Origin of the sequence: Pseudomonas imrae, from assembly GCF_046352735.2 — a bacterium.
GTDB lineage: Bacteria > Pseudomonadota > Gammaproteobacteria > Pseudomonadales > Pseudomonadaceae > Aquipseudomonas > Aquipseudomonas imrae.
In genome coordinates this window covers 2315709-2340369 of the sequence record NZ_CP110853.2, presented here as the reverse complement: position 1 = coordinate 2340369, position 24661 = coordinate 2315709, and the positions used below count along the sequence as shown (strand labels likewise).

At 60.1% G+C, this 24661-nt stretch carries 18 protein-coding genes; 6 read left to right on the top strand and 12 right to left on the bottom strand.

From position 1 onward, the window contains the following. Positions 1-16: 16 nt before the first annotated feature. Entirely contained in the window at positions 17-2695 is a 2679-nt protein-coding gene (gene mdeB, locus OQ460_RS10500) for an alpha-ketoglutarate dehydrogenase (protein WP_410021734.1), read from the bottom strand. 192 nt (positions 2696-2887) lie between these two features. Between mdeB and OQ460_RS10495 the strand changes: the two genes are divergently transcribed. Beyond that, positions 2888-3826, top strand: coding sequence for a class I SAM-dependent methyltransferase (locus OQ460_RS10495; RefSeq protein ID WP_410021733.1), 939 nt, complete (start codon positions 2888-2890; stop codon positions 3824-3826). A 150-nt stretch (positions 3827-3976) separates the two neighbouring features. Next, entirely contained in the window at positions 3977-4699 is a 723-nt protein-coding gene (gene pcsA, locus OQ460_RS10490; protein ID WP_410021732.1) for a phosphatidylcholine synthase, read from the top strand. Positions 4700-4767: 68 nt separating this feature from the next. Here pcsA and OQ460_RS10485 read toward each other — a convergent pair whose 3' ends face one another. The 10 genes from OQ460_RS10485 to OQ460_RS10440 form a co-directional block, all read right to left on the bottom strand. Then, positions 4768-6477, bottom strand: a complete 1710-nt coding sequence (locus tag OQ460_RS10485) for an AMP-binding protein (RefSeq protein ID WP_410021731.1) — start codon at positions 6475-6477, stop codon at positions 4768-4770. Between the two features lie 30 nt (positions 6478-6507). Continuing rightward, on the bottom strand, positions 6508-7806 hold the full coding sequence (locus tag OQ460_RS10480; protein ID WP_410021730.1) for an acetyl-CoA C-acetyltransferase: 1299 nt from the start codon (positions 7804-7806) through the stop codon (positions 6508-6510). Continuing rightward, the gene (locus tag OQ460_RS10475; RefSeq protein ID WP_410021729.1) at positions 7803-8705 is read right to left on the bottom strand and encodes a MaoC/PaaZ C-terminal domain-containing protein; all 903 of its coding nucleotides are present in this window, start codon (positions 8703-8705) and stop codon (positions 7803-7805) included. The genes OQ460_RS10480 and OQ460_RS10475 overlap by 4 nt, the downstream gene beginning before the upstream one ends. A gap of 2 nt (positions 8706-8707) precedes the next feature. Beyond that, on the bottom strand, positions 8708-10042 hold the full coding sequence (locus tag OQ460_RS10470) for a 3-oxoacyl-ACP reductase (protein WP_410021728.1): 1335 nt from the start codon (positions 10040-10042) through the stop codon (positions 8708-8710). A gap of 128 nt (positions 10043-10170) precedes the next feature. Then, positions 10171-12708, bottom strand: coding sequence for an acyl-CoA dehydrogenase (locus OQ460_RS10465; protein WP_410021727.1), 2538 nt, complete (start codon positions 12706-12708; stop codon positions 10171-10173). Positions 12709-12948: 240 nt separating this feature from the next. Next, positions 12949-14388 carry an outer membrane protein transport protein gene (locus OQ460_RS10460; protein WP_410021726.1) on the bottom strand — a complete coding sequence of 480 codons (1440 nt, stop codon included), beginning with the start codon at positions 14386-14388 and terminating at the stop codon, positions 12949-12951. 127 nt (positions 14389-14515) lie between these two features. Next, on the bottom strand, positions 14516-15025 hold the full coding sequence (gene praB, locus OQ460_RS10455; RefSeq protein WP_410021725.1) for an alkane oxidation protein activator PraB: 510 nt from the start codon (positions 15023-15025) through the stop codon (positions 14516-14518). Positions 15026-15155: 130 nt separating this feature from the next. Continuing rightward, complete coding sequence (gene praA, locus OQ460_RS10450; protein ID WP_410021724.1) at positions 15156-15650, bottom strand: alkane oxidation protein activator PraA; 495 nt, start codon at positions 15648-15650, stop codon at positions 15156-15158. A 146-nt stretch (positions 15651-15796) separates the two neighbouring features. Next, positions 15797-17074, bottom strand: a complete 1278-nt coding sequence (locus tag OQ460_RS10445; protein ID WP_410021723.1) for an alkane 1-monooxygenase — start codon at positions 17072-17074, stop codon at positions 15797-15799. Between the two features lie 326 nt (positions 17075-17400). Then, a complete protein-coding gene (locus tag OQ460_RS10440) occupies positions 17401-18399 on the bottom strand; it encodes an alpha/beta fold hydrolase (protein ID WP_410021722.1) in 999 nt (332 codons plus the stop codon). A 312-nt stretch (positions 18400-18711) separates the two neighbouring features. Here OQ460_RS10440 and OQ460_RS10435 point away from each other — a divergent pair, with 312 nt between their 5' ends. Genes OQ460_RS10435 through OQ460_RS10425 form a run of 3 tightly spaced genes read left to right on the top strand, consistent with a single transcriptional unit; the run spans position 18712 to position 21998 of the window. Next, the gene (locus OQ460_RS10435; protein WP_410021721.1) at positions 18712-20256 is read left to right on the top strand and encodes a flavin-containing monooxygenase; all 1545 of its coding nucleotides are present in this window, start codon (positions 18712-18714) and stop codon (positions 20254-20256) included. Next, the gene (locus tag OQ460_RS10430) at positions 20253-21146 is read left to right on the top strand and encodes an SDR family NAD(P)-dependent oxidoreductase (RefSeq protein WP_410021720.1); all 894 of its coding nucleotides are present in this window, start codon (positions 20253-20255) and stop codon (positions 21144-21146) included. The genes OQ460_RS10435 and OQ460_RS10430 overlap by 4 nt, the downstream gene beginning before the upstream one ends. A gap of 15 nt (positions 21147-21161) precedes the next feature. After that, on the top strand, positions 21162-21998 hold the full coding sequence (locus tag OQ460_RS10425; protein WP_410021719.1) for a metal-dependent hydrolase: 837 nt from the start codon (positions 21162-21164) through the stop codon (positions 21996-21998). A gap of 24 nt (positions 21999-22022) precedes the next feature. On the opposite strand, the gene OQ460_RS10420 is transcribed toward OQ460_RS10425, so the two are convergent. Beyond that, positions 22023-24107: a PTS sugar transporter subunit IIC/EAL domain-containing protein gene (locus OQ460_RS10420; protein WP_410021718.1), complete on the bottom strand. Its 2085-nt coding sequence runs from the start codon at positions 24105-24107 to the stop codon at positions 22023-22025. Between the two features lie 278 nt (positions 24108-24385). Between OQ460_RS10420 and OQ460_RS10415 the strand changes: the two genes are divergently transcribed. Further along, positions 24386-24646, top strand: coding sequence for a hypothetical protein (locus tag OQ460_RS10415; protein ID WP_410021717.1), 261 nt, complete (start codon positions 24386-24388; stop codon positions 24644-24646). Positions 24647-24661: the final 15 nt, after the last annotated feature.

Below are 24661 nucleotides of genomic sequence, written 5' to 3'. Positions count from 1 at the left end.
GTTGTAGCAGGCGAGGTCATTGGGTCCAGGACGCAGCGCGCTCCCTTTGCAGGCCATAGCGCTCGATTGCCTGCTCACATACCTGGCGATCCAGGCTTCCCTGCGCCACCAGCGCCGTCAAGGCAGCAAGCACAATGTGGTAGCGGTCCACCTCGAAGAAATCCCGCAGTGCCGCACGCGTATCACTTCGGCCGAAGCCGTCGGTGCCGAGCACGGTATAGCTTGAGTCCAGGTACGACGCGATCATCTGCGGCACCGCCCGTACGTAGTCGCTAACGGCAATCACCGGTGCGCCCTTGGGCAGGCAATGCCCCAGATGACTGCAACGCGCGGTGTCCTGGGGATGCAGGCGATTCCAGCGCTCCACTTCGCGTGCGTCGCGGGCCAGTTCGCTGAAACTGGTGACGCTGAACACCGAGCCTGACACCTGCCAATCCTCTGCCAACAGTTGCGCAGCGGCCTGGACCTCGCGCAGTGGCGCGCCGGACCCGAGCAGGCGTACCTGAGCATCGGCGGCACCTTCAAGACGGTACATACCTTGGATGACGGCTTCTTCCACGCCCTCGGGCAACGTTGGCTGTGGGTAGTTCTCGTTCATCAGGGTCACATAGTAGAACTCGTCGACATCGTGCTCCAGCATCTGGCGCATGCCATGGTCGAGGATCACCGCAAATTCGCCGGCGAATGCTGGATCGTAGGCACGGCAGTTGGGCACGGTGGAGGCCATCAGGTGGCTGCTGCCGTCCTGATGCTGCAAGCCTTCGCCACCCAAAGTCGTACGGCCCGCCGTGGCGCCCAGCAGGAAACCACGGGCACGCTGATCAGCAGCGGCCCAGATCAGGTCGCCGACCCGCTGGAAGCCGAACATCGAGTAGTAGATATAGAACGGCAGCATCCGCAGACCGTGTACCGAGTAACTGGTTGCCGCCGCCACCCAGGAGCTGATGGCGCTGGCCTCGCTGATGCCCTCCTCAAGAATCTGCCCATCGGTGGCTTCGCGATAACTGAGGATGGAACCGATGTCTTCCGGTTCATATTGCTGGCCGACGCTGGAGTAAATGCCGATCTGCTTGAACAGGTTGGCCATGCCAAAGGTACGCGCCTCGTCCGCCACGATCGGCACGATGCGCGGGCCAAGGGCCTTGTCCTTGAGCAAGTTGCTGAGCATGCGCACAAAAGCCATGGTGGTGGACATTTCCTTGCCTTCGGCCAGGGTGGCGAAACCGGCATAACCGGCCATGGCCGGCACGCCGACAGGTTCGGCGTGCTGCCCGCGACTCGGCACGTAGCCTCCCAGGGCCGCGCGACGCTGGTGCAGGTAGCGCATTTCGGCGCTGTCATCGGACGGTTTATAGAAGCTCAAGGATTCGGCCTGCTCGTCCGTCAGCGGCAACTGGAAACGGTTGCGAAAGGCAATCAGTGCCTCGCGGTCGAGTTTCTTCTGCTGGTGTGTGGTCATCTTGCCCTGCCCTGCGTCACCCATGCCGAAACCCTTTTTGGTCTGGGCCAGAATCACCGTGGGCCTGCCTTTTTCCCGGCGGGCAGCGTGATAGGCGGCGTGGATCTTCACCATGTCATGGCCGCCGCGCTTGAGACGGTCGATCTGCTCGTCGCTCAAACCAGCCACCAACTTGGCAAGCGACTCATCCTGGCCGAAGAAGTGCTCGCGGTTGTAGGCGCCGTCCTTGGCGGCAAAGGTCTGGAATTGCCCATCCACGGTGCTGGACAAGGTGCGGACAAGGGCGCCGTCAGCGTCCTTCGCCAGCAGCGCGTCCCAGTCAGAGCCCCATACAAGCTTGATCACGTTCCAGCCTGCACCGGCGAACAACGCTTGCAGCTCATCGATAATCCGGCCATTGCCGCGCACCGGCCCATCGAGCCGCTGCAGGTTGCAGTTGACCACCCAGGTCAGGTTGTCCAGGCCTTCCCGCGCGGCCAGGGTCAGGGCGGACATGCTTTCCGGCTCATCCATTTCGCCGTCGCCAAACACGCCCCACACATGACGCTCGCTGGTGTCCTGCAAGCCACGGTGTTGCAGGTAACGCATAAAGCGCGCCTGGAAAATCGAGCTGATCGGGCCAATGCCCATGGAACCGGTGGGGAACTGCCAGAAATCAGGCATCAACCAGGGATGGGGATAGCTCGACAAGCCCCGGGCGCCGGCCTTGAGCGCACCGAGTTCCTGGCGGTAGTGGGCCAGATCGTGCTCAGTCAAACGCCCTTCCAGAAAGGCCCGGGCGTAAATGCCCGGGGCGCTGTGGGGTTGATAGAACACCAGGTCGCCGCCACTCTGGCCCTGGCGGGCTCGGAAGAAATGATTGAACCCCACTTCAAACAAGTCGGCGGCACTGGCGTAGCTGGCGATATGCCCACCCAGTTCACCGTAGGCCTGGTTGGCCCGCACCACCATGGCCAGGGCGTTCCAGCGCATCACCGAGGCCAGGCGCTCTTCGGTGGCCAGGTCGCCCGGGAAATGTGGCTGCTGGTCCACGCCGATGGTGTTGATGTAGGGCGTGCCATGACGCGGTTTCCAGCCAATACGCGATGTGCTGCCGGCCCGCGCCAACATATCGAGGATCTCCCGGGCACGCTCGGGTCCGGCGTTGGACACCAGCGACGCCAAGGCATCGCGCCATTCGTCCAGCTCTTGTTGGTCCTTTGCTGTGTGATTCACTGCGTTGGCGAAACCGTTCATAAGAACCTCCGGGCTTTTTTTCAGTTTATGTGCGCACCAAAGGATTTTTTGACTGTTATCAATCGAAAACCAACTGATTTTGAGCACAAAACACCTCAAGAAAGGCGTATTTAAAGCACGTTGTGCTCCATCAACCTGAAACCCCACGATTGTGTTTAAAATGCCGCCCGCTTAAACGACTGACGCTGCCCGATGACCCCAGACGCCCTCGCCACCCTCGACGCCCATTTACTCGCCGCCCTGCGCGCCGTTCCCTCGGAGACCCGCCGCCTGTTTCACGGCCGCGGCCGTTGCTGGCCGGGCCTGGAACAGTTGACCGTCGATTGGTTACAAGGCGTGGTGCTGGTCTCATTGTTCAAGGAACCGCAAGCCGCGCACTTGCACGCGTTGGAACAGCAGTTGGCGCACCTCGCCACCACCGACGAATGGCAACAGTCCGGCGCCCATACGCTGGCGTTGCAGCATCGCTATTTGCCGCAAAGCACCACTCAATGGCTGGTGGGCGAGGCGATCGACCAATTGATCATCACCGAAAGCGGCCTGCGCTATTGCATCGACCTGGGCAAAAAGCAGAACAGCGGGCTGTTCCTCGATATGCGCTACGGTCGCAATTGGGTGCGTGAGCATGCCCAGGGCACACGGGTGCTGAACCTGTTTGCCTACACCTGCGGCTTTTCCGTCGCGGCCATCGAAGGCGGGGCCGAACAAGTGGTCAACCTGGACATGGCCCGTGGCGCCTTGAGCCGTGGGCGTGACAACCATCGCCTCAATGACCATGACCTGGGCAAGGTCAGCTTCCTGGCCCATGACCTGTTCAAGTCATGGGCCAAAGTGAGCAACTGCGGCCCCTATGACCTGGTGATCATTGATCCGCCCTCGTTTCAAAAAGGCAGCTTCCTGCTGACCAAGGATTACCAGCGGGTGCTGCGTCGCCTGCCTGACCTGCTGAGGCCGCGAGGCACGGTGTTGGCCTGCATGAACGATCCGGCGTTCGGCCAGGACTTCCTGATTGACAGCGTCACCCGCGAAGCCCCTGGCCTGCGCTTTGAACAACGCCTGGAAAACCCGCCCGAATTTCCTGACATCGACCCACAAAGCGGTCTCAAGGCGCTGGTGTTCCGTCAAGTCTGATGCCGAATCGTCCTACGCTTGCTACGCTAATCGTAACGCCGGGCTGGTGAACCTTATTCCCTGCTTTCCGGTCGATACTTGCAACCCCTGGCCAGATTCGACGGCCTTCTGCCGTCGGCTGCCCTGTTTCACCTTTTGGAGAACGCCCCTGTGATATCGACCCTGCATGTAGCCAGACTCAAAGCCTGGGGCGCCCACGGCTTTACCGCCACAGGCGTGGTCCTGGCCTTCCTGGCTACCCTGGCCCTGCTGGAAAACCAACCCAAGGCGTGCCTGTTGTGGCTTGGCCTCGCGCTGGTGGTGGACGGAGTGGACGGCTCACTGGCGCGCCGTGTGAATGTACAGACGGTGTTGCCCAGCTTTGATGGTTCGGTACTGGATCTGGTGATCGATTACCTGACCTATGTGTTCATCCCGGCCTTGTTTATCTACCGTTATATCGACCTGCCGGACTTCACCCACCTGTTCACGGTGTCGGTGATCCTGGTGTCTTCGCTGTTCTGCTTTTGCAATGTGAACATGAAGAGCAAGGACAACTACTTCCAGGGCTTCCCTGCGGCCTGGAACGTAGTGGCGCTGTGCGTGTACATCATTGACCCACCCGCCTGGGTGACCCTGGCGACGGTGATTGGCCTGGCGCTGTTGACAGTGACACCGATGAAGTTCCTGCATCCTTTCCGGGTCAAGCGCTTTATGCCGATCAACATTGCGGTGACCACGGCTTGGTTGTTGTGCAGCTTGTTGTTGGTGATCGACCATCCCTATACCAATAGGTTGACCATGGGGTTGTGGTTGTTGATGTCGGCGTATTTCCTGGGGATTTGTATCTGGCGCACGGCGGTGGAGTGGTTGGATAAGCCGCGTCAGTCGTAGTTGGATTGGGCGCACCTAGATCCAAATGTGGGAGCGAGCAAGCCCCCCCACATTTAGGCACAGGTGCGTCAGGCTTGACGCAACGCCCGCCTCAACACCTTGCCCACCGTAGTCTTGGGCAGCTCCTGGGTACGAAACTCCACAAACCTGGGCACTTTGTATCCGGTCAAATACTCCCGGCAATGTACGAGCAATTGCTCCTGGGTCAGGCTCGGGTCCCTGCGCACCACGATGATTTTCACCTTTTCCCCGCTGATGCCATCTTCCACACCAATCGCCGCCACTTCTGCCACGCCCGGATGCATGGCCACCACGTCTTCGATTTCATTGGGATACACATTGAAACCGGAGACCAGGATCATGTCTTTCTTGCGGTCCACCAGGCGCATGAAGCCCTGCTCGTTCATCACCCCGATATCGCCCGTGGAAAACCATCCCTCGGCATCCAGTACCTCGGCGGTTTCCTTGGGGCGTTTCCAGTAGCCTTTCATCACCTGCGGGCCTCGCACCTGCAGTTCGCCCTGCTCGCCCACGTCGGCCAGTTCGCCGTCCTCACGGATAAAACGCACCCAGGTCGACGGCAATGGCACGCCGATACTGCCGGTGAACTCCATCTCACGCATGCGTGAAATGTCGATGGGGCTGATGCTCACCACGGGCGAGCACTCCGTAAGGCCATAACCCTCGATAATCGGCAGGCCGGTGACCTCTTTCCAGCGCTTGGCCACCGCTGTATGGGTCGCCATGCCGCCAGCGATTACCAGGCGCAGCTCGGAAAAATCCCGCGCGCAGAACTCTTTGTTCTCCAGCAGGCCATTAAACAGCGTGTTGACCCCGGCGATGCCATTGAACCGCTCCTTGCGCAGAATCATCTGCACGCGCTTCACGTCTCGTGGGTTGGCGATCAGGATGTTGCGCCCACCCAGGCACATGAACATCAGGCAGTTCACAGTCAGGGAAAAGATGTGGTACAGCGGCAACAGGGTGACGTTGGTTTCCTGCTGGTTCTGGTCCAGTTGATCGCCGACCCAGGCCTTGGCCTGCAGCAGGTTGGCGATGATATTGCGATGGCTGAGCATCACTCCTTTCGCATCGCCGGTGGTACCTCCGGTGTATTGCAGGAACGCCAGCTCCTCGCGCTCCAGCGGCACTGGCATGTAAGTCTGGGCCCTGCCCTGTTTGAGCACGGTATTGAAACGCTGCGCACCCGGCAGATTGAAACGTGGCACCTGTTTTTGCACGCTACGCAGGATGAAGTTCATTGCCGCACCCTTGAACATGCCGAGCAAGTCGCCGATGGCGGCGACCACGATGCGCTTGACCGTGCTACCCGCCACGATTTTTTCCAGGGTGTGGGCGAAATTCTCGAAGATCACCACCGTCTCGGCACCGCTGTCCTTGAGCAAGTGCTTGAGTTCATGGGAGGTGTACAGCGGGTTGACGTTGACCACCACCGCACCGGCCAGAATGGTGCCCAGCAGGCAGATCGGATACTGCAGGCAATTGGGCATCATCAGCGCCACGCGGTCGCCCTTGCGCACGCCCTGGGCCTGGAGCCAGGCGGCGAAGGCGATGCCTTGGACTTGCCAGTCGGCGTAGGTCATTTCGGTGCCAATGCTGACGTAAGCCACGCGGTCGCGATACTTGTGCAAGTGCTCGAGGAACACCTCGCGCAAGGACGGGTAGTCCTCGATCCCCGCGTCGATGTCAGTGGGCACGCCGGGCAGGTAGGCGTTCAACCAGATGCGTTCTGCTTGGTCCAGGCTTACAGCGTTCATGGCAGTCTCCTTGTTGTTGTTTTTGTACCGCTACTTCTCGACGATGGCAGTGATACCCAACCCGCCAGCGGCGCAGATGGATATCAGGCCGCGCCCGCCACCGCGCTGGTGGATGGCCTTGGCCAGCGCCGCCAGTTGCCGCCCGCCGGTGGCGGCAAACGGATGACCGCAGCCTAGCGAGCCGCCGTTGATGTTCATTTTTGCGCGGTCGATGCTACCCAATGGTGCTTCGAGCCCCAGCCGATCACGGCAGTAATCCACATCTTCCCAGGCCTTGAGGGTGCACAGCACCTGAGCGGCGAAGGCTTCATGGATTTCGAACAGGTCAAAATCATCGAGGCTCAAGCCTTCGCGCTTGAGCATGCGCGGCACCGCATAGGCCGGGGCCATCAGCAGACCTTCGCTGCCATCGACGAAATTCACCGCGGCGGTCTCGCCCGTGCGCAGATAGGCCAATACCGGAAGACCACGGGCCGCGGCCCAGTCTTCGCTGGCCAGCAACACTACCGAAGCGCCATCGGTCAGGGGTGTGCAATTACCAGCCGTGAGGGTGCCGCCCTGGCGGTCGTAGGCCGGGGACAGGCTGGCGAGTTTCTCCAGGCTGGCATCGGCGCGCAGGTTGTTGTCGCGGGCCAGGCCGCGATAAGGGCTGATCAAATCGTCGAAGAATCCCTCCTCGTACGCCGCATTCAGCCGCTGGTGGCTGGTCAGGGTCAATTCGTCCTGGGCCAGGCGCTTGATCTGCCAGCGCCTGGCCATTTCCTCGCAGTGCTCGCCCATCGACAAACCAGTGCGTGGTTCGCCGTTACGGGGCAACAGCGGTTTGAACAACATCGACGGTCGCACCGCCAACAGGCTGCGCAGTTTGTTGGCGGTGCCTTTGGCGCGATTGGCAGCCAGCAGCGTACGGCGCAGGGACTCGTTGATGCCGATGGGCGCGTCGGAAGTGGTGTCCACTCCCCCGGCGACCCCCACGTCAATCTGACCAAGAGCGATTTTATTGGCCACCAGCAAGGCCGCTTCCAGGCCGGTGCCACAGGCTTGCTGCAGGTCGTAGGCCGGGGTTTCGGCAGACAAGGTGGTGGACAACAGTGATTCACGTGCCAGGTTGAAATCCCGCGAATGCTTGATCACCGCACCGGCAGCGAACTCACCCAGGCGCACGCCGTGAAGGTTGTAACGGTCAACCAGGCCCTGCAGCGCGGCCACCAGCAGGTCCTGATTGCTGTCGTGGGCATACACCGTATTGGAACGGGCAAATGGAATGCGATTGCCGCCGACAATCGCCACGCGGCGGGTCGGGGCGGGACTGAAGCTGTAGTCACTCATGGACGACTCTCATCAAAGCGCGACGGCCAGACAAACAAGCCGCGCATGTGGGGTTTGTCACCGGCAAGGTTGCGCACTTCGAACGCGCGCTCCGGCCCCGCCCCGGGGGCGCTCCAGAGGGCGACCTGGCCGGGCAGGAAGATCGGTAACTTGAAGTCGCAATGGGCCTGGGCCACGTCCAGCCCGCCCGGCGGTTGCTGGGCGGCCAGTGCGCGGCCCAGGGTCCACATGCCATGGGCGATGGCACGACGAAAGCCAAACAGGCGCGCGCCGATCAACGAGGTATGGATCGGGTTGTAGTCGCCCGAAACCTTGGCAAATCGTCGCCCCAGATCAGCAGGCAGCGCCCAGCGCTGCGTGCGCAGCAGGCCCTCGTCCGGCAATGACAGGCTGTCACCCCATGGCTCGCCCACTGGACCGACGACATCGCGGCGCAAATACAGACTGTCACTTTCCCACGTCAGCTCGCCCGCGCTGTAGGCACGGGTGGCAATACTCAGGGCCTGGCCCTTGGGATGGGCAACCCAACGTTCGGCGTATACCTCCAGGCGCAAGGCCTGGCCGGCTTCCAGGCGTCGATGCTGATGAATGCGATTGGCCAGATGCACCATGCCGGTGGCCGGGTAGGGAAAACTCGGCCGGGTCAGCAACATCAGGTGCAGGGGGAACGCCAGCACATGGGGATAGCACAACGGCACGCCTTGCTCGCGACGAAAACCGCAGACCCGGCCGTATGTGGCAATCGCCTCGGCTGAAAGCTCCACCGCCCCACGCACCAGCCGCTCCCTGGGCAGCGCGGGCGCGCCCTCGAGCACGGGCTTGCGCAGTGCCAGCACTCCGTCCAGCAATAACCGGTTGCGCGATGGCGGTGGATCGATGATTTGGGTCACATAGTCCATGCTCAGGCTCCCAACAGGCTTTGGCCGCAGACCCGTACCACTTGGCCATTGACTGCGCCCGAGGCCGGATGGGCCAGCCAGGCGATGGTTTCGGCGACGTCCACAGGCTGCCCACCCTGGGACAGGGAGTTCATCCGCCGCCCCGCTTCACGAATCATCAGCGGAATCTTTGCCGTCATCTGCGTCTCGATAAACCCCGGTGCCACTGCGTTGACCGTGACCTGCTGCACCGCCGCCAGCGGGGCCAGGCCTTGCACCAAACCAATCACGCCGGCCTTGGAAGTTGCGTAGTTACTCTGTCCCAGGTTGCCGGCGATTCCAGAGATCGACGACACACACACAATTCGCCCGCCTGGGTTGACCCCCTGCCCTTGCAGCAAAGCCGTGCTGAGCTGTAACGGCGCTTCAAGGTTAACCGCCAACACGCTGCGCCACGCCGCTTCGCTCATCTTCGCGATGGTTTTGTCACGGGTAATCCCGGCGTTGTGGACCACCACGTCAAACGCCCCGTGTTCGCGGATATGCGCCTGCACCTGCGCGACGGCATCGGGCGCGGTGATATCCAGCGCCAATGCCGTGCCGCCGACCTGTCGCGCGGCCTGTTGCAGTGACTCCAGCGCCTGGGGCACGTCGACACAGACCACGTGCGCACCGTCTCGGGCCAGTACTTGCGCAATAGACAGGCCGATGCCACGGGACGCCCCGGTAACCAGGGCGCGGCGACCCTTGAGCGGCAGCCCCCAATCAATGTCCGGCACCTCATCAACGGGTTTTTCCAGGCGTACCACTTGCCCCGACACGTAAGCCGAACGTTGCGACAGGAAGAAACGCAGGCTGCTTTCCAGTACGTTTTCAGCGCCCGGCGCAACGTAGATCAATTGCACGGTGATCGCCCGGCGCAACTCCTTGGCCAGAGAGCGCACCAGGCCTTCCAGGGCACGCTGGGCGATAGTCTGGGACAAGTCGCTGCAATGCTCGGGCGCTGTGCCCAACACCACGACCCGCGCGTGTGGTGCCAAACGCCTGGCGTTGGTGTGGAAGAATTCGTACAGCTCATCCAGTTGCTTGAGATCGACAATCTCACTGGCATCAAACACCGCCCCCTGGACCTTGACGGTGGACGGCGCCTTGATCGTCGCCGGTTGCGCTGTCACGGTATCCGTGGCGCGGAATATGCGTTGCACTTCAGCCGCCAGGCGCCCTGCCCCCGCTACGATTACCGGGTTGGCCAGACCGCTTTGCTGGCGCTGCAGACGCAACGGTTGCGCAAGCCCGACAGTCTTGGCGAACCAATGCCCCCAGGGTGAGTTGACGAAAGTCAGATAACGGTCGCTCATAGGTAATCCTGCTGCATTTTTGCAGGCTCGGGCGTACGCGCGAAAACCTCAAGCATGATGCGACCAGGCGTAATAAACGCGGCGCTCTTGAGTCCTTCGCGAGCACGCTCGCGCCTACGATTGAAGGGTCAATTGACCGGCGCGTTCTCGTCCTGGCTGGTCCGGCGTTTGCTCGCTGGCTTAGCCACCTGATCCAGCGCCTGCTGGCGCTGCTGCAATGCTTGCAGCAGCCCGAAGTCCTGGGGGAAGTCGTCGACCTGGATACCGTGGTCGGCGTATTCCACGTAGCGCGCCAGCAAGGCCTCCTCGTCGTCGCTGATCAGATCCTGCGCCCGCGCCTTGACACGCCAGGCAGTGAACGCCGTGCCGGAGATCGGCATCGGCTCGATCAGGCCTTGTTTGCTTGCGCCTTTAAGCCGTACTTCGATCAGTTCCACCTGCGGCAGCAAGCGGAATGCCAGCTCGCCGTAGGCCAGCTTGTCGATTTCCGGCCTTGGTATGTAGGAATTGGCCAACAGACGGTCGCGACTTTCTCCCGGGGTCTGTACCAGCTCCGCCACCTGGGCCAGCAAACGGTCCGATGGCTTGCGCTGCGGGATACCAAACGCAAAGCTCACGCGACGAATCACCGTCGCAGCGGCTTTTGACGGGTAGTTATCGAGCACTTCGGCCAGGGCTTCATGGGCCCGCAACAGAGCGTCCTGGGCCGACCAGTGCACCAGCGGCAAGTCGGCCTGGGGCCGGCCATCGTCTTCGAAGCGTTTGAGCACACAAGACAGAATGTACAACTGGGACAGGATGTCACCCAACCGCCCGGTAATGCTTTCCTTGCGCTTGAGCGCCCCGCCCAGCACGCCCATGGAAATATCGGAAATCAACGCCAGCACCACCGACAGGCGATTGGCCTGGCGGTAGTAGGACGCCAGCGCAGGGTCGGTCTTGCCCGGCACGGAAATCAGGCGCCCGCCGGTCAGCGAATGCACGGCTGCACGTACGGTATTGGCCAGCACAAAACTCAGGTGGCCAAACATTGCGCTGTCGAAATCCACCAGCGCTTTGCGCCCGTCAGTGTTGCGCGCCGCTTCCATTTCGCGGAATACATACGGATGGCAGCGGATCAGCCCCTGGCCGTAGATGATCAGGCAACGGGTCATGATGTTCGCGCCTTCCACCGTGATGGCGATGGGGCTTTGCTGGTAGGCGCGGGCAAGAAAGTTGTTTGGCCCCATGCAGATTCCCTTGCCGGCGACGATGTCCATGCCGTCGTTGACAATGATCCGCGCGCGTTCGGTGACGTGGTATTTGGCAATGGCAGAAATAACCGACGGTTTCTCGCCGGCATCCAGGGACGCCACCGAGACCTTGCGTACCGCGTCGCAGGCGTACAGATGCCCGGCCATGCGGGCCAAGGGTGCTTGCACACCTTCGAATTTGCCGATGGGCAAGCCGAATTGCTTGCGCATCGCCGCATAGGCAGTGGTACCGCGCACCGCCACCTTGCCCAGACCGACGTTGGCCGAAGGCAGGGAAATCGCGCGGCCGGCCGCCAGGCATTCCATCAACATGCGCCAGCCATTGCCTACTTGCGCTCGGCCACCGATCACCCATTCCAACGGAATGAACACGTCTTTGCCCTGGGTCGGGCCGTTCTGGAACACCGCGTTGAGCGGCCAGTGCCGACGGCCGCTCTGCACGCCGGGATGGGAGGTGGGAATCAGCGCGCAGGTGATGCCCAGGGAGCCCGGCGGGCCCAACAGGCCATTCGGGTCTTCGGCACGAAAGGCCAGGCCGAGGACAGTAGCGATAGGCCCCAGGGTGATGTAACGCTTGTCCCAGGTCACGCTGAAACCCAGGGTTTCCTGGCCTTCGTGCATGCCTTTGCAAACGATGCCCAGATCGGGAATGGCCCCGGCGTCGGAGCCGGCGTACGGGCTGGTCAGGGCGAAACACGGGATGTCTTCGCCGCGGGCCAGGCGTGGCAGGTAATAGTTGCGCTGGGCGTCGGTGCCGTAGTGCAGCAGCAGTTCAGCCGGGCCGAGGGAATTGGGCACCATCACCGATATCGCTGCCGCCGAACAACGGGTCGACAGCTTCATGACCACTTGCGAATGGGCATAGTGCGAGAAGCCTTTGCCACCGTATTGCTTGGGAATGATCATCCCCAGGAAACCCGCTTCCTTGGTGTACTGCCAGCCTTCGGGGGACATGTCTTGCCAGACCTGGGTGGTTTCCCAGTCGTTGGCGATGTCGCAGAGGGTTTCCACTTCGTTGTCGAGGAACGCCTGTTCTTCAGCGCTCAAACTTGCAGGCGCCGCTTGCAGCAAGCGTTCCCAGCGGGGCTTGCCGCTGAACAGCTCGGCGTCCCACCACACGGTGCCGGACTCGATGGCCGCCCGTTCGGTGTCGGACATCGCCGGCATGATCGTGCGAAACAGGCTTAATGCCTTGCTGGTCAGCAACGCTCGGCGCAGGGGCTTGAGTGTCAGCAACAACGCTGGCAGCAGCACCAGTACGGCCGCGACGCCTGTCCCAAGACCTGCCACCGCGCCAGACAAATAGCCAGCCACCACCCAGACCAGGCCAGCACCAAGCCAAAACGTGGCAGCGGCTTGTCGATACGCCAGGGTGATCGCCGCAGCGAATCCCGCCAATAACCAGATAACCATGGAGATACCTCGACTCAATTCAGGTACGACACTCAGGCGAGCAGATCGCAATGACCTGCGGTTTAACGCCACACTACAAACTTGAAAAGATAAATTCAAATTTTGTTTTGAAATTTTTATTTAATACTTTGCCGAAACAATTTGCGGCTGAACAGGTCAGCCGGGTTGAGCAGTCAAAGGGGTTCAGAGTGTCCCAGCTCGTGGCGAGGGGCCTTCCCCCTCACCACCTTTTCAAACAGCTCAGAAGGCGTAAGTAGCGGACAGGCTGACCACTTCGCCCTTGGCCTCGGACTTGCCATCCAGCGATGCAGCACCCAGACGGTCGACGTTCTTGGTCTTGAGCTTGACGGTTTCCACGAACTGCCGTGAATAGGCACCGTCGATACTCAACCCTGGGATCGCGCGAATGTTGTAGCCGAAGCCGAGGGACGCGAACGTCCGATCGCCATCCGGGATACGCGGGTCACGGGTGGAGTTGCGGGTCGGCGTCTGGTCGAAGGCCACACCGGCGCGCACGGTGAAGTCATCGGTAAGCCTGTAGTCGCCACCGAAGGAGTACATCCAGGTGTTCTTGTAGTTATACGGAATCGACACAATGGTGTTGCCTTCGGACTTCAAGGTCAGCGCCTTGAACGACGACCATTGGGTCCAGGTGGCACTGACGCCCAAGGTCAGGCGATCAGAGAACTGGTGTACCCAGTCCAGGGACGCGTTGGCTGGAATGTCCAGTTGTGTCGAGGCATCGGCGCCACCGGGGTATAGTTTCAGGCCAGGATAGGCCAGCTCGACCAGCGTCTTGCCATCCTGCACAGGGATCGTCATTACCCCGTCCGATGTTGGATCTGCGTAGACGTTGTATTTACCTTCCAGCTTGTTCTTGATCTTGGCGTGGTAATTCAGGCCAATGGTGTCCTGCAACGTAGGCTTCCAAGTGACACCGGCAAACCAGCCCAGCGAGTTATTGTCGACCTTGACCCGCATCAAGGCATGGCCCTGGCCTGCGGGAAACGGAATGTTGCCCAAGTCCGGCGACTGCGCAGCGGCGGCATAGAGATCGACGTTCTGGCTCACGAACCCTTTGGTGTGCTGAAGAATAGCGCCACCGCCCACGGAAAATTGGTCATTGACCTTGAATGACAGCGAACCGGTCAGGCCAACGGTTTCGATTCGGGTATCCACCGCGAAGTCCCGACCTTTCCAGTCGGAATCCCAAGTGGTACGGGCCCCCATTGGCACCACCTGGCTGAGACCAAAGGCAAAACGGTCGTTAATCGGGATAACCATGAATCCGGTCGGTATATAGGCTTCGAATCCGCCTTGACCGCCGTCACCAGTACGGGGTGTCGAGCTGAGGCCCGTGCTGGGATCGAAGACCGTGTTGGATGCCGGATTGCCCGCGTAGTCATACGCGGATCCTTTGTATTTGATGTCAATGTTTGCGTAATTGATGGTGAACTGCGAGATGGTCTTGTCAATGAACGCCATGGCAGCCGGGTTGTTAAAGGCTGCTGACGGGTCGTTCTTGAACATCGAACCACCACCGAACGCCCGCCCCCAGCCGGCGGTATTCGCTGTCGGAGCCATGAAACCGCCCGCCTGGACCGGGCCTGTTGTCGCCAGCAGCCCACCCAGTAATGCCAGGCCGAAGAACGCTTGCGCCTGCTGTTTCTTATTGCTCATGCTCCACTCCTTATTATTTTTGTCCGTTACGGTCGGTCGAACCGATGCGGTTTACCTCAACAGGCGCCTCTTGCGAGGCGCCTGCACTTCAGGGGTGATCTGCCCTTTGCTCTACAGAATCAATGGCTCAAGGAGCCAGGCTCAAACCCGGTGCCTTGACGCTCAAGGATTGGACGGCGCAACTGCCGGACAGCGCTTGATTCGACGCAGTCAGCATCTTGGTCGCCTGATTCCAGGCTACGGTGATCGTGCCTGCGCCACAGTTGGATGCCGGGAACGCTACCGTCCAACCCACGTTCGTCACGTTCCCCGCACCGATGCCGGTACTTGGAGCAAAGCTGGTAGCGGTCAATACCCAGCCTGGAGCCGGGATGCTTTTCAGTTTGGGCAAACCGCACAGGCCACCGCCGGTGAGGTTTGCCGAAGTGATGGTGGCAACGCCGCCGGTGACGGTCCCGCCGAAGGTGATGCCGCAGGTGACAGGAGCCCCGAAGGAAGACGGCGACGTCACCACAATGGTGCCCGGGTCAGTCGTGAACGCACCATTCGGGGTGATCGACGCCGCACTGGCCATTGAGGCCGCACCAAAGCACATCGCAAAAGAAGTTGCACAAACGAGGGTTTTCAAGCTTTTCATTGTTTTTCCTCACATGTATGGCGAGTCATATCGCCGGGGGTAATGGCCATGATCGAGAGGTCACGGTGAAACTGCAGAACTTCCCTTTCCAGCCAAATCTCAATTCAACTACCGCGATAACTTCGTGTATTTATTCGACGACTTTGAATGTCGGCGGCATCTTGATTGATACCGACTTGATCGTGCAGTCTTCACCGATGGGGACATTGGCCGCCTCTAACTTGCCGGTGGCGTTATCCCATGTACCTTCGGCGGTCGATGGGCCGCACTTGCCACCCAGGCCGAAGGCATGCACGTCGACACTGATCTTCGACATCGAGCCACTTTTTGTGTCCTTGGCCACTAATATCCAGGGCAAGTTGATTGCCTCGACCCGGCTGCATTTAAGGCCACCATCGAATTCAACTTTGTCGACATTGACTGACGAACCATCCACGGCGACTTTGCCGGCAACCTTGATGGTGCAATCGGCGCTGATCAGGGCGCCCTTGGAAAAGCTGATCGGGCCCTGGGCCGTGAAGGCACTGCCCGCAGGCTCGATACGCGCCGCCTGAGCCTGGTGATAGGCAATAAGACCCAGCGCAGCAAGCACGATATGGGTCGTGAACTTGGCAGGAGTTTGCATGGTGTACGTCCTTCCCTTAGTTTTATTTTTGTTCGGGTCAAACAACTTTCTTGCAATGTCGGCAGCGCTCGAAACGGTAAATCGTGGGCGAGAAAATCCTGCGCGATATACAAATCCCGAGCCTGCCATACAACATCTTAATCACATTAGAACTTGCTGGTATTTCCGTACTTTTCCAACATCTGCAAACGCTTTGGCGGATGAATATTGGCCAGCGTTACATCTCCCGAATAATGCCTGAGTACGCGATGATCCATGCGCCGTCGCCACAAGTAAGGGACGTACGCCCAGACAATCATGCTGGCATAGCCATAAGGCAGTTGCGGTGACTCATCAAAGTGGCGCAGTGACTGATAACTGCGCGTCGGGTTGGCGTGGTGATCGGAATGACGCTGCAACTGGAACAGAAAGATATTGGTGACAATCCGGTTGCTGTTCCATGAGTGCCGCGGCGAGCAACGTTCATAACGCCCGTTGGGCAACTTCTGGCGCTGCAGGCCGTAGTGTTCGACATAGTTCACCACTTCCAGCAGCGAAAAACCGTAGATCCCCTGGATCAACAGAAACGGAACCACCGCCATCCCCAGCCACGCAATCATCGCGCCCCACAACACCACGCTGTACATCCAGGCGCTGAGCACACCGTTCTTCCAATGCCACACCGGCAAACCGAGTTTGCGCAGGCGTTCACGCTCAAGGTTCCAGGCCGAACGGGCACTGAACCAGACCGAACGCGGCAGGAAGGCCCAAAAGCTTTCCCCCAGCCTTGAACTGGCCGGATCTTCAGGCGTGGCCACACGTACATGGTGACCACGGTTGTGTTCGGTGTAGAAGTGGCCGTAGAAAGTCGGCGCCAGGGTGATCTTCGCCAATACGATTTCCAGCAGGCGCGGTTTGTGACCCAACTCATGGGCGGTGTTGATGGCAATGCCGGTGGCAGCCCCGGTAGACATGGCCATGCCCAGGTAGGTAAACCAACTGACTTCACCATGCAGTTGAGTGCGTGCGGTGATGTAACTGGCGGTCTGCGCAACCCAGCCCGACGGATCGAGGGCGGCGGTGAGCTGCAGCAGGCCGCCACTGATGATCCAGTCGATGCCACTGGCTGCCAGCCAACCGGTGATTACCAGCGAGCAAATCACCAAAAGCACCCCGGTGTAGACGATCCAGCGGTAATACTTCTGCGACTCCAGGCCGCTGACCGCTGATTCCGGAGGGTTGCTGACGTCTTCACCCAACAGGCCATCGATCAAGGGAATCAGGCCGAAGATCACCAGCACGCCAACCCACCACAGCGTTTGGACGCCAGTGGTAATGGCCAGGGCGCCAGACAGCAGAGGGGTTGCCAGCGGCATGATGCCGAGCCACCAGAGGTGCCGCTTGCTATCGGTCCATACGTGAGGTGCGGCCAGCGTCTGGTTCATGGCAGCCACCTTGCGGCAGGGACAGCGAAGTTCGAAGTCGGGGTGATACAAGTCATCAGCCAGCTCAGGGAGCTCTGATCGGCGTTGAGGAGCAGGTATGCGATAAAAGGCGTTTTTTTCATTATTTTATTCGCTCTTAGGCATTTCAAAAATCATTTCAAAATAAATATTGAAATATTTTTTTAAATAAATAACGCGTAATCGGTAGGTCGTCAACTACTTTTTCGAGGCCTTTTTCACGTGACCGTACAGTCTGTTTTCCAGCACTTGAGTCAGGTGTCTAGGGCAAGCGTCACGAGGTCTCGACCACGCTTTACGGGCCATGCTTATTTGCTCGCCAACGCAAAAGGCGGGTGCAATATGGTGGCGGTCGGTATCGGTCGGGCGCGCTTGGCGATCTGCTCCACCACTCCCGCCACACGCTCGGTAGCGGTAATCGGCAACATATGCCCCCTGCCCTCGACCAGTTGCAGCTTTAACCCGGGCACCTTGTCTGCCAGCGCCTGGCCGTGTCTGCGAAAGTCCAGTACCCGGTCCTGGGAGCCATAGATCAAGCCGATAGGCAGTCGCAGCTGCCCATAGCGCTTGACCATATCGGGCAGGTAATCGTTGACCAGGGAGATTTCGGTGGAAGCTGCATAGAAGTTATCGGGGCGCATTCCCAGCATACCGCCGCCACGCGTCGCGAAGTCCGCCGGCGCCGGATCGGGGGCAAACACGCCCTTGACCACCGAGGCACTGGTCAGCATGCCCAGTGGCACTGTCAGCGTGCGCGACACCCAGCGGCGCAACCATCCAGGGCGTACCGCCAACGAGAGAAACACCAATGGCAACATGCGCTGGGGGTGGGTCAAGGGTGCCACCAGGATCAATCCCGAAACCGCGTGAGGATGATCCAGTGCCAGGGCCAGGGAAATCGCTCCGCCCAGGGAGTGCCCCAGAACCAGCGGCTGCCCCAGGTCCAGGGTACGGATAACCGTGGCGATTTGCCGGGCCTGGCTGGGCAGGTCCGCGCCGCTTTCCTTCCCCCGGGTGGAGTATCCGGAGCCTGGCCGATCCAGGGTGATCACGCGAAACTGCTCGCGCAGTTGCGCAGACAAGGCATAGGTCAGGTTTCGACTACTGCCCATCAGGCCATGGATCATCACCAGGGGCGGGCCCTTGCCTTCGTCTACATAATGAAAGCGCTCGCCATCGACCTCCACAAAGCGCCCATTGATCGGTACCGCAGCTTCGATACGCCGCGTCATCCAGGCGCTCACGCCCCACAAGACTGCACTTGCGCCAACAAATATTCCCGCAGCGACAACCCATTCGACAGCCATAGCTCGGTCCTCTGCTTTCCCTGCTGCTGGCGGCCTGACCGGAATTGGTCCAGACCTCAGCCATCGTCCACCCTTGGACCTTAACTGCCTGCTTGAGGTGCGCGTCCGTCGGACAGTTCGCACATAAGCAACAGGTGGGTAGCGTAGGCGATATTTTCAGGTAGATTATTTAAAATCTTTTTTAAAATAATTAATTCAATTTTTCTTTGCAATGGTGTTCTATCTAAAAACCAAAACAAAAACAGGAGCACATCCGATGTCACAACCTGTAAGGCGCAGAACGTCAGCGAGGGACAACCCATGAATGCCTCTATGCCCCCATCCCGCCCGGCGGATTCAGTCGACATAGCGATCATCGGTTCCGGTTTCGCCGGGCTGTGCATGGCGATCAAGCTCAAGGAAGCCGGGCTTGATGACTTCTTTATTGCCGAACAGGCCGACACCCTGGGCGGCACCTGGCGCGACAACCACTACCCCGGCTGTGCCTGCGACGTGCAGTCCCACGTGTATTCGTTCTCGTTCGCCCCCAATCCACACTGGACCCGCCAATTTGCGCCCCAGGCCGAGATTCGCGCCTACCTGGAGCGATGCGCCGATGACTACGGGTTGGCGCCATTCCTGTGCTATGGAATGGGACTCGAACGGGCAGTGTTCGATGAACAATCCCAGCGCTGGCAACTGAGTTTCAACAATGGCCGCCACGTCAGCGCGCGGGTGCTGGTGTCCGGCATGGGCGGCCTGTCGCGCCCGGCACTGCCGGATATCCCGGGGCTTGCATCGTTCAAGGGCAAACGCTTCCATTCCCAGCAGTGGGACCACGACTATTCGTTGAAAGGCAAACGCGTTGCGGTGATTGGCACCGGCGCCAGCGCCATCCAATTCGTACCGCAGATTGCCCCGCAGGTGGCGCACCTGGATCTTTTCCAGCGCACCCCACCATGGATCATGCCCAAGCCGGACCGGCCGATATCGCCCATCGAACGGTGGGCCTTCAAGCACCTGCCCTTCACTCAACGCCTGGTCCGTGGCGCATTTTACTGGGCACTGGAAGGTCGCGTGGTGGGCTTCGCCCTGCATCCGCGCCTGATGAAAATGGTGCAGAAAATCGCCGTGCGCCACCTGCACAGGCAAGTGGCACGCCCTTCCCTGCGCAAAGTCCTGACCCCGGACTACACCATCGGCTGCAAGCGTGTGTTGATATCCAACGACTACTACCCGGCGCTGTCGCGCAGCAATGTGCAGGTGGTCACCGAGAGTGTATTGCGCATCGAGGCCGATGGCGTGATCACCGCCGATGGCATCAAGCATCCCGCCGACTGCCTGATCTTCGGTACAGGGTTCCAGGCCACCGATCCCCTGCCCCGCGACTGCATCATCGGCCGCAACGGCGTGGACCTCATGGACACCTGGCGCGATGGCGCGCACGCCTACCTGGGCACCACAGTGCCGGGTTATCCGAACCTGTTCCTGATCGTCGGGCCCAATACGGGGCTGGGCCATAACTCGATGATTCTGATGATCGAGGCACAAGTCACCTACATCCTTCACGCACTGCAACAGATGCGTCGCCAGCGCATCGCCACCGTGGACGTCAAGCCTGCGGTGGAAAGCACCTACAACCAACAACTGCAGGACAAGCTCAAGCGCACCATCTGGTCCACCGGCGGTTGCCAGAGCTGGTACCTCGACCCGCGAACCGGCAAGAACACCACGTTGTGGCCGGGCTCGACGTGGCGTTTCAAGCAGGTCACGCGCCATTTCGCGCTCAAGGATTACCTGACCACGCCGGCAGCGATCGACTCGGCACCACAGCGGATCACTGCGCCCCACATCACTACAGAAGGCAGCCTGTCATGAATTCATTCAACGGCCGCGTGGCGGCTATTACCGGCGCGGCTTCAGGCATGGGGCACGCCCTGGCACTGGCCTTGGCGCGAGAGGGTTGCCATCTGGCCCTGGCGGATACAAATACCCAGGGCCTGGAACAGACGGTGCAACTGATCAACAGCTCGACCCTGGCCCCGGTGCGTATCACCTCCCGCTCGCTGGATGTTGCCGACCGCCAGGCCATGGAAGAGTGGGCGGCCACCTGCGCGGCTGAACACGGCCAGGTCAACCTGATCTTCAACAATGCCGGCGTCGCCTTGTCGAGTACGGTCGAAGGCGTGGACTACGCCGACCTGGAGTGGATTGTCGGCATCAATTTCTGGGGTGTGGTCCACGGCACCAAAGCATTCCTGCCTTACCTCAAGGCCAGCGGCGATGGACACGTGATCAACACTTCCAGCGTGTTCGGCCTGTTTGCCCAGCCCGGCATGAGCGGTTACAACGCCACCAAATTCGCCGTGCGCGGGTTCACCGAGTCCCTGCGCCAGGAACTGGACTTGCAGCGTTGTGGCGTCTCGGCCACCTGCGTCCATCCCGGCGGGATTCGCACCGACATCTGCCGCAGCAGCCGAATTGACGCAAACATGACCGGCTTTCTGATCCATAGCGAACAACAGGCCCGGGCCGACTTTGAAAAACTCTTCATCACCGACGCCGGCCAGGCGGCGAAGGTGATTCTGCAAGGGGTGCGCAAAAACAAACGCCGCGTGCTGATCGGCCGCGATGCTTACGCCCTGGACTTGCTCGCGCGCTGTATGCCCGCCGCCTATCAAGCGCTGGTGGTGTTCGCCAGCAAGCGCATGGCGCCAAAAAGAGCCAAGGCACCGGCTCTGGAAGCCACCGATGAACAACGTCTCTGAACAGGAGTAGCCAACATGCTGCCCATTCGCCGTGACCTGCGTTTTACCCTGTCTGCCGACCGCATCAAGAACTGGCATGAACAAGGGCCGTTTATCACGCACTTCTTCAACGCCTTGTCGCTGCTGTTTCCCCAGGGCGAATTGTTCTTCATGGACAGCGTGCGGCACTACCGCAAACGTATCGAGGACCCGGAACTGAAGAAGCAAGTCCAGGGCTTCATCGGTCAAGAAGCCATGCACAGCCGGGAACATGTCGTCTACAACGACCTGCTGCAAGCCGCCGGACTGCCGGCTCACACCCTGGATCGGCGCTTGAAGACCATTCTTGACCTGCAAAAGCAGCACTTGCCCGCATCCTTCAACCTGGCAGTGACCATTGCGCTGGAACATTACACGGCCATGCTCGCGGAAATCCTGCTTAGTGACCCGTCACGTTTTGGTGACTCGATCAAGGGCTATCAGCAAATGTGGTACTGGCATGCCCTTGAGGAAACCGAACACAAGGCCGTGGCCTTTGATGTCTGGAACAGCGTGATCAAGCCAGGGCCCAAGCGTTATCTGCTGCGTACCGGGACCATGTTGTTTACCACCGCACTGTTCTGGCTGGTGGTGTTTGATTTTCACGTGCGCCTGCTGTTCGCGGACCGCCGCGCGGGCGGGCACCTTAAAGGGTTCTGGCGGATGCTCAAGTTCCTCTATGGACCCAAGGGGGTGTTCCCGCGCATGGCGCTGCCTTGGTTGCATTATTTCAAGCCCGGCTTTCACCCCTGGGATCACGACAACCGGGCACGCCTGGAGCGGATTGACGGGTTGATCGAAGACATCGAACGCACCAATGGACTCACCAGGTAACAGCCAACGGGGGGCGCAGGCCTGCTACCCCCCAACCCCTTGCGCCACCTTGCGCTCGCGTTCGCGCACAAAGCCTTGCAACGCATCCCCCGGCAAGGCTTTGCTGAAATACCATCCCTGGATAATCAACTCCGTGTCCGACTGCAGGAAGGCCAACTGCTGCGCCGTCTCGACACCTTCGACCACGACCCCCAGGTTGAGCGCTTCACAAAAACGCAGCATGCCGGTCAGCACTTGCGCGCCCTTGGGATCGTGCTGGGCCACCACGAAGCTGCGGTCGATCTTGATGAAGTCCACCGGAAACTGATGCAAGTAACTGAGCGCCGAAAAGCCCGTGCCGAAATCATCGATATAGACCTTGGCGCCGATGGCTTGCAGCTTTTCGATCATCTGCCGTGTGACCTGAATATCCCCCACTAACGCATCTTCGGTGATCTCCACCGAGATCTGCCCCTGAGCCCGGGAAAGAATCTGCACCAGCCGGTCGCCATAGGCCGGCGTGGTCAGGGTCGCACTGGAAATGTTGATAGTCATCGGTAATGAGAAACCGGCCTTTTTCCACCGTTGATATTGACGTACCGCCTGGGATGCCACCCATAAATCGACATCCGGCATCAGCCTGGCCTGTGCCAGCCATTGCAGGAACTCCCAGGGCGAATGCACTGTTCCATGGCTGTCCCGTGCCCGCATCAAGGCTTCGCAGCCGGTACACAAGCCCGTCAAGGTAGAGACCTGGGGCTGAAACTCCAGGTAAAACTCATAGTCGCTGATCTGCTGGATCCGGCTCAGCTCCCTGGCCTGGCGGACCAGGGCCTTGTGGGAGGCCAGCACCGGATCAAGTTCCAGCAGGCGCCCCTTCTCTTCCAGACCGCGAAACGTCATGTCGAAAGACTTGAGGTATACCGTACTTCCCTCCATGGCCTGGCGCTGGATGGCCCGTACGTAGGGGGCATAAACCAGGATTCCGACCCCCAGCAGGGCCAGTTGCAGGATCACGGCCGTCCAGTCGCCGGTACTCAAATAGGCGTTGAGCAGCACCGGCGCGGTAAATGGCACGCTGACCACCGCTGGCGATACCCAACCGGCCTGGACCACGATCAAAGCCAGCAGCGTATTGGCGACCGGAACCAACAAGAAGGGGATGAACAGGCGCGGGTTAAGGATGATCGGCAAGCCAAACAACAGCACCTCACTGACATTGAACAGCGACAGCGGCAAGCTTGCCATCGCCAGCAGACGCATCGGCCGGTTCCTGGAGAACAGCAGGATCGCCAGGAGCAAAGCCAGGGAGCCACCTGAGCCGCCAATAAACGCAAAACATCCCAGCAAGCCGCTGTTCAAGATGTACTTGATCGGCTCACCGGCCGCCTGGGCCGCGCCATTGAGTGCTACAGCGTGATCCAGCACATCGAACAACGGCTGGATCGCGTATGTGCCATGAATGCCAAAGAACCACAGCAGCGAATTGATTGCCGCGATGAACACCCCGCTGCCATAAGGCGTCTGCAGCGCGTCCAGCATCAACGGCCCCTGGAATTGCGCCACGTGGGGGATTTGCAACAGTAACGACAACCCCATCACCAATAGCAGTGCGGTGATCACCCCCGGCACTACCATGTTGATGGTGCCCTTGAGGTTGTGTACCACCAGGTCCTCGCTGACCAGCCGGGTCCAGCGGCGTCGATGCAACCAGGCAATCGCCGGGACGTTGATCAGCGGCGAAGCAATGGCAATGAACAAGATGAAGGTTGCGGATGCCCGAGGGTAGTCACGCAAGATGAAGATCGCGATGACCACATGGGCCAGGCATAGAAACGCCACGGGCAACTGCGGCAAACGGTGCTGGATCGCCAGCATATAGCCAATCGACGCCGCGACCAGTAATGGGATCACTGAGCTGATCTTGCCATGCAGGCCTGCCAGGAGCGCCACGACCTGCGGGTCGAACCCCAGCAACCGTGCGCATTCGGACAAGATCAGGAACCCAGCCGACACCAGCAGACATGGCAAAATCCACAACAATCCTTCACGGATGGCCCGTAGCGACTCGGTACTGGCCAACGCCGCCAGCCGTTGAGTGAGGAAGAGTTTGAACAGCGTTTGCGCCATGCCTTATCCCTCAGCCGCTTCGCGTCCTTATCCAGGGAGCCCCTCGGAATAACGCCTGGGCCATTGCGCCCAAAGCTACACGGCAAGACAGCGCAAGTGGAAGCATTTTGCCAAGATCGGCGTCGGTTGCGCAGAGATTCTCTGCTTGCCCCTGCCCGTAATACCAGCAACTGGCCACGTCATGGTGTAATCTTGCTCGCCCTTTCCCTACGGTTGCCAAACCGAAAATCCGATATCGAAGTGACTCGATTCGTACAACTCAAGGAGAACCACTGAATATGCAAGGCCGTCTTTCCAATCGCGCCAAACCGTTGTTTTTTACCGTGGCGCTCTGGTTGTGCGGGGTCGCCGTACTGTTTCTGGCCAAGGCAACAATCGAGTCAATCGGCGGGCCCATCAGCAAAACCTGGATTGACCTGGCGCTGGTGCTCACCGCTTATCTGTTTTTTTTCCTGCTTGATCCGCTGCAGCACTGGATTTCCAATCAGTTGAGCAAGCGTGCCAGGCGCAAGAGCCGGTCCCGACAAACCTCGGTTTGAGGCTTACCGGCATTT

Excerpts from the sequence above, each read along its gene's own strand:
- OQ460_RS10440 (WP_410021722.1), bottom strand. The coding sequence starts at position 18,399 with ATGGCTGTCGAATGGGTTGTCGCTGCGGGAATATTTGTTGGCGCAAGT.
- OQ460_RS10420 (WP_410021718.1), bottom strand. The coding sequence starts at position 24,107 with ATGGCGCAAACGCTGTTCAAACTCTTCCTCACTCAACGGCTGGCGGCG.
- OQ460_RS10445 (WP_410021723.1), bottom strand. The coding sequence starts at position 17,074 with ATGAACCAGACGCTGGCCGCACCTCACGTATGGACCGATAGCAAGCGG.
- OQ460_RS10495 (WP_410021733.1), top strand. The coding sequence starts at position 2,888 with ATGACCCCAGACGCCCTCGCCACCCTCGACGCCCATTTACTCGCCGCC.
- OQ460_RS10480 (WP_410021730.1), bottom strand. The coding sequence starts at position 7,806 with ATGAGTGACTACAGCTTCAGTCCCGCCCCGACCCGCCGCGTGGCGATT.
- OQ460_RS10415 (WP_410021717.1), top strand. The coding sequence starts at position 24,386 with ATGCAAGGCCGTCTTTCCAATCGCGCCAAACCGTTGTTTTTTACCGTG.
- praA (WP_410021724.1), bottom strand. The coding sequence starts at position 15,650 with ATGCAAACTCCTGCCAAGTTCACGACCCATATCGTGCTTGCTGCGCTG.
- OQ460_RS10485 (WP_410021731.1), bottom strand. The coding sequence starts at position 6,477 with ATGAACGCTGTAAGCCTGGACCAAGCAGAACGCATCTGGTTGAACGCC.
- mdeB (WP_410021734.1), bottom strand. The coding sequence starts at position 2,695 with ATGAACGGTTTCGCCAACGCAGTGAATCACACAGCAAAGGACCAACAA.
- OQ460_RS10460 (WP_410021726.1), bottom strand. The coding sequence starts at position 14,388 with ATGAGCAATAAGAAACAGCAGGCGCAAGCGTTCTTCGGCCTGGCATTA.
- OQ460_RS10475 (WP_410021729.1), bottom strand. The coding sequence starts at position 8,705 with ATGGACTATGTGACCCAAATCATCGATCCACCGCCATCGCGCAACCGG.
- praB (WP_410021725.1), bottom strand. The coding sequence starts at position 15,025 with ATGAAAAGCTTGAAAACCCTCGTTTGTGCAACTTCTTTTGCGATGTGC.
- OQ460_RS10425 (WP_410021719.1), top strand. The coding sequence starts at position 21,162 with ATGCTGCCCATTCGCCGTGACCTGCGTTTTACCCTGTCTGCCGACCGC.
- OQ460_RS10470 (WP_410021728.1), bottom strand. The coding sequence starts at position 10,042 with ATGAGCGACCGTTATCTGACTTTCGTCAACTCACCCTGGGGGCATTGG.
- OQ460_RS10430 (WP_410021720.1), top strand. The coding sequence starts at position 20,253 with ATGAATTCATTCAACGGCCGCGTGGCGGCTATTACCGGCGCGGCTTCA.
- OQ460_RS10465 (WP_410021727.1), bottom strand. The coding sequence starts at position 12,708 with ATGGTTATCTGGTTATTGGCGGGATTCGCTGCGGCGATCACCCTGGCG.
- OQ460_RS10435 (WP_410021721.1), top strand. The coding sequence starts at position 18,712 with ATGCCCCCATCCCGCCCGGCGGATTCAGTCGACATAGCGATCATCGGT.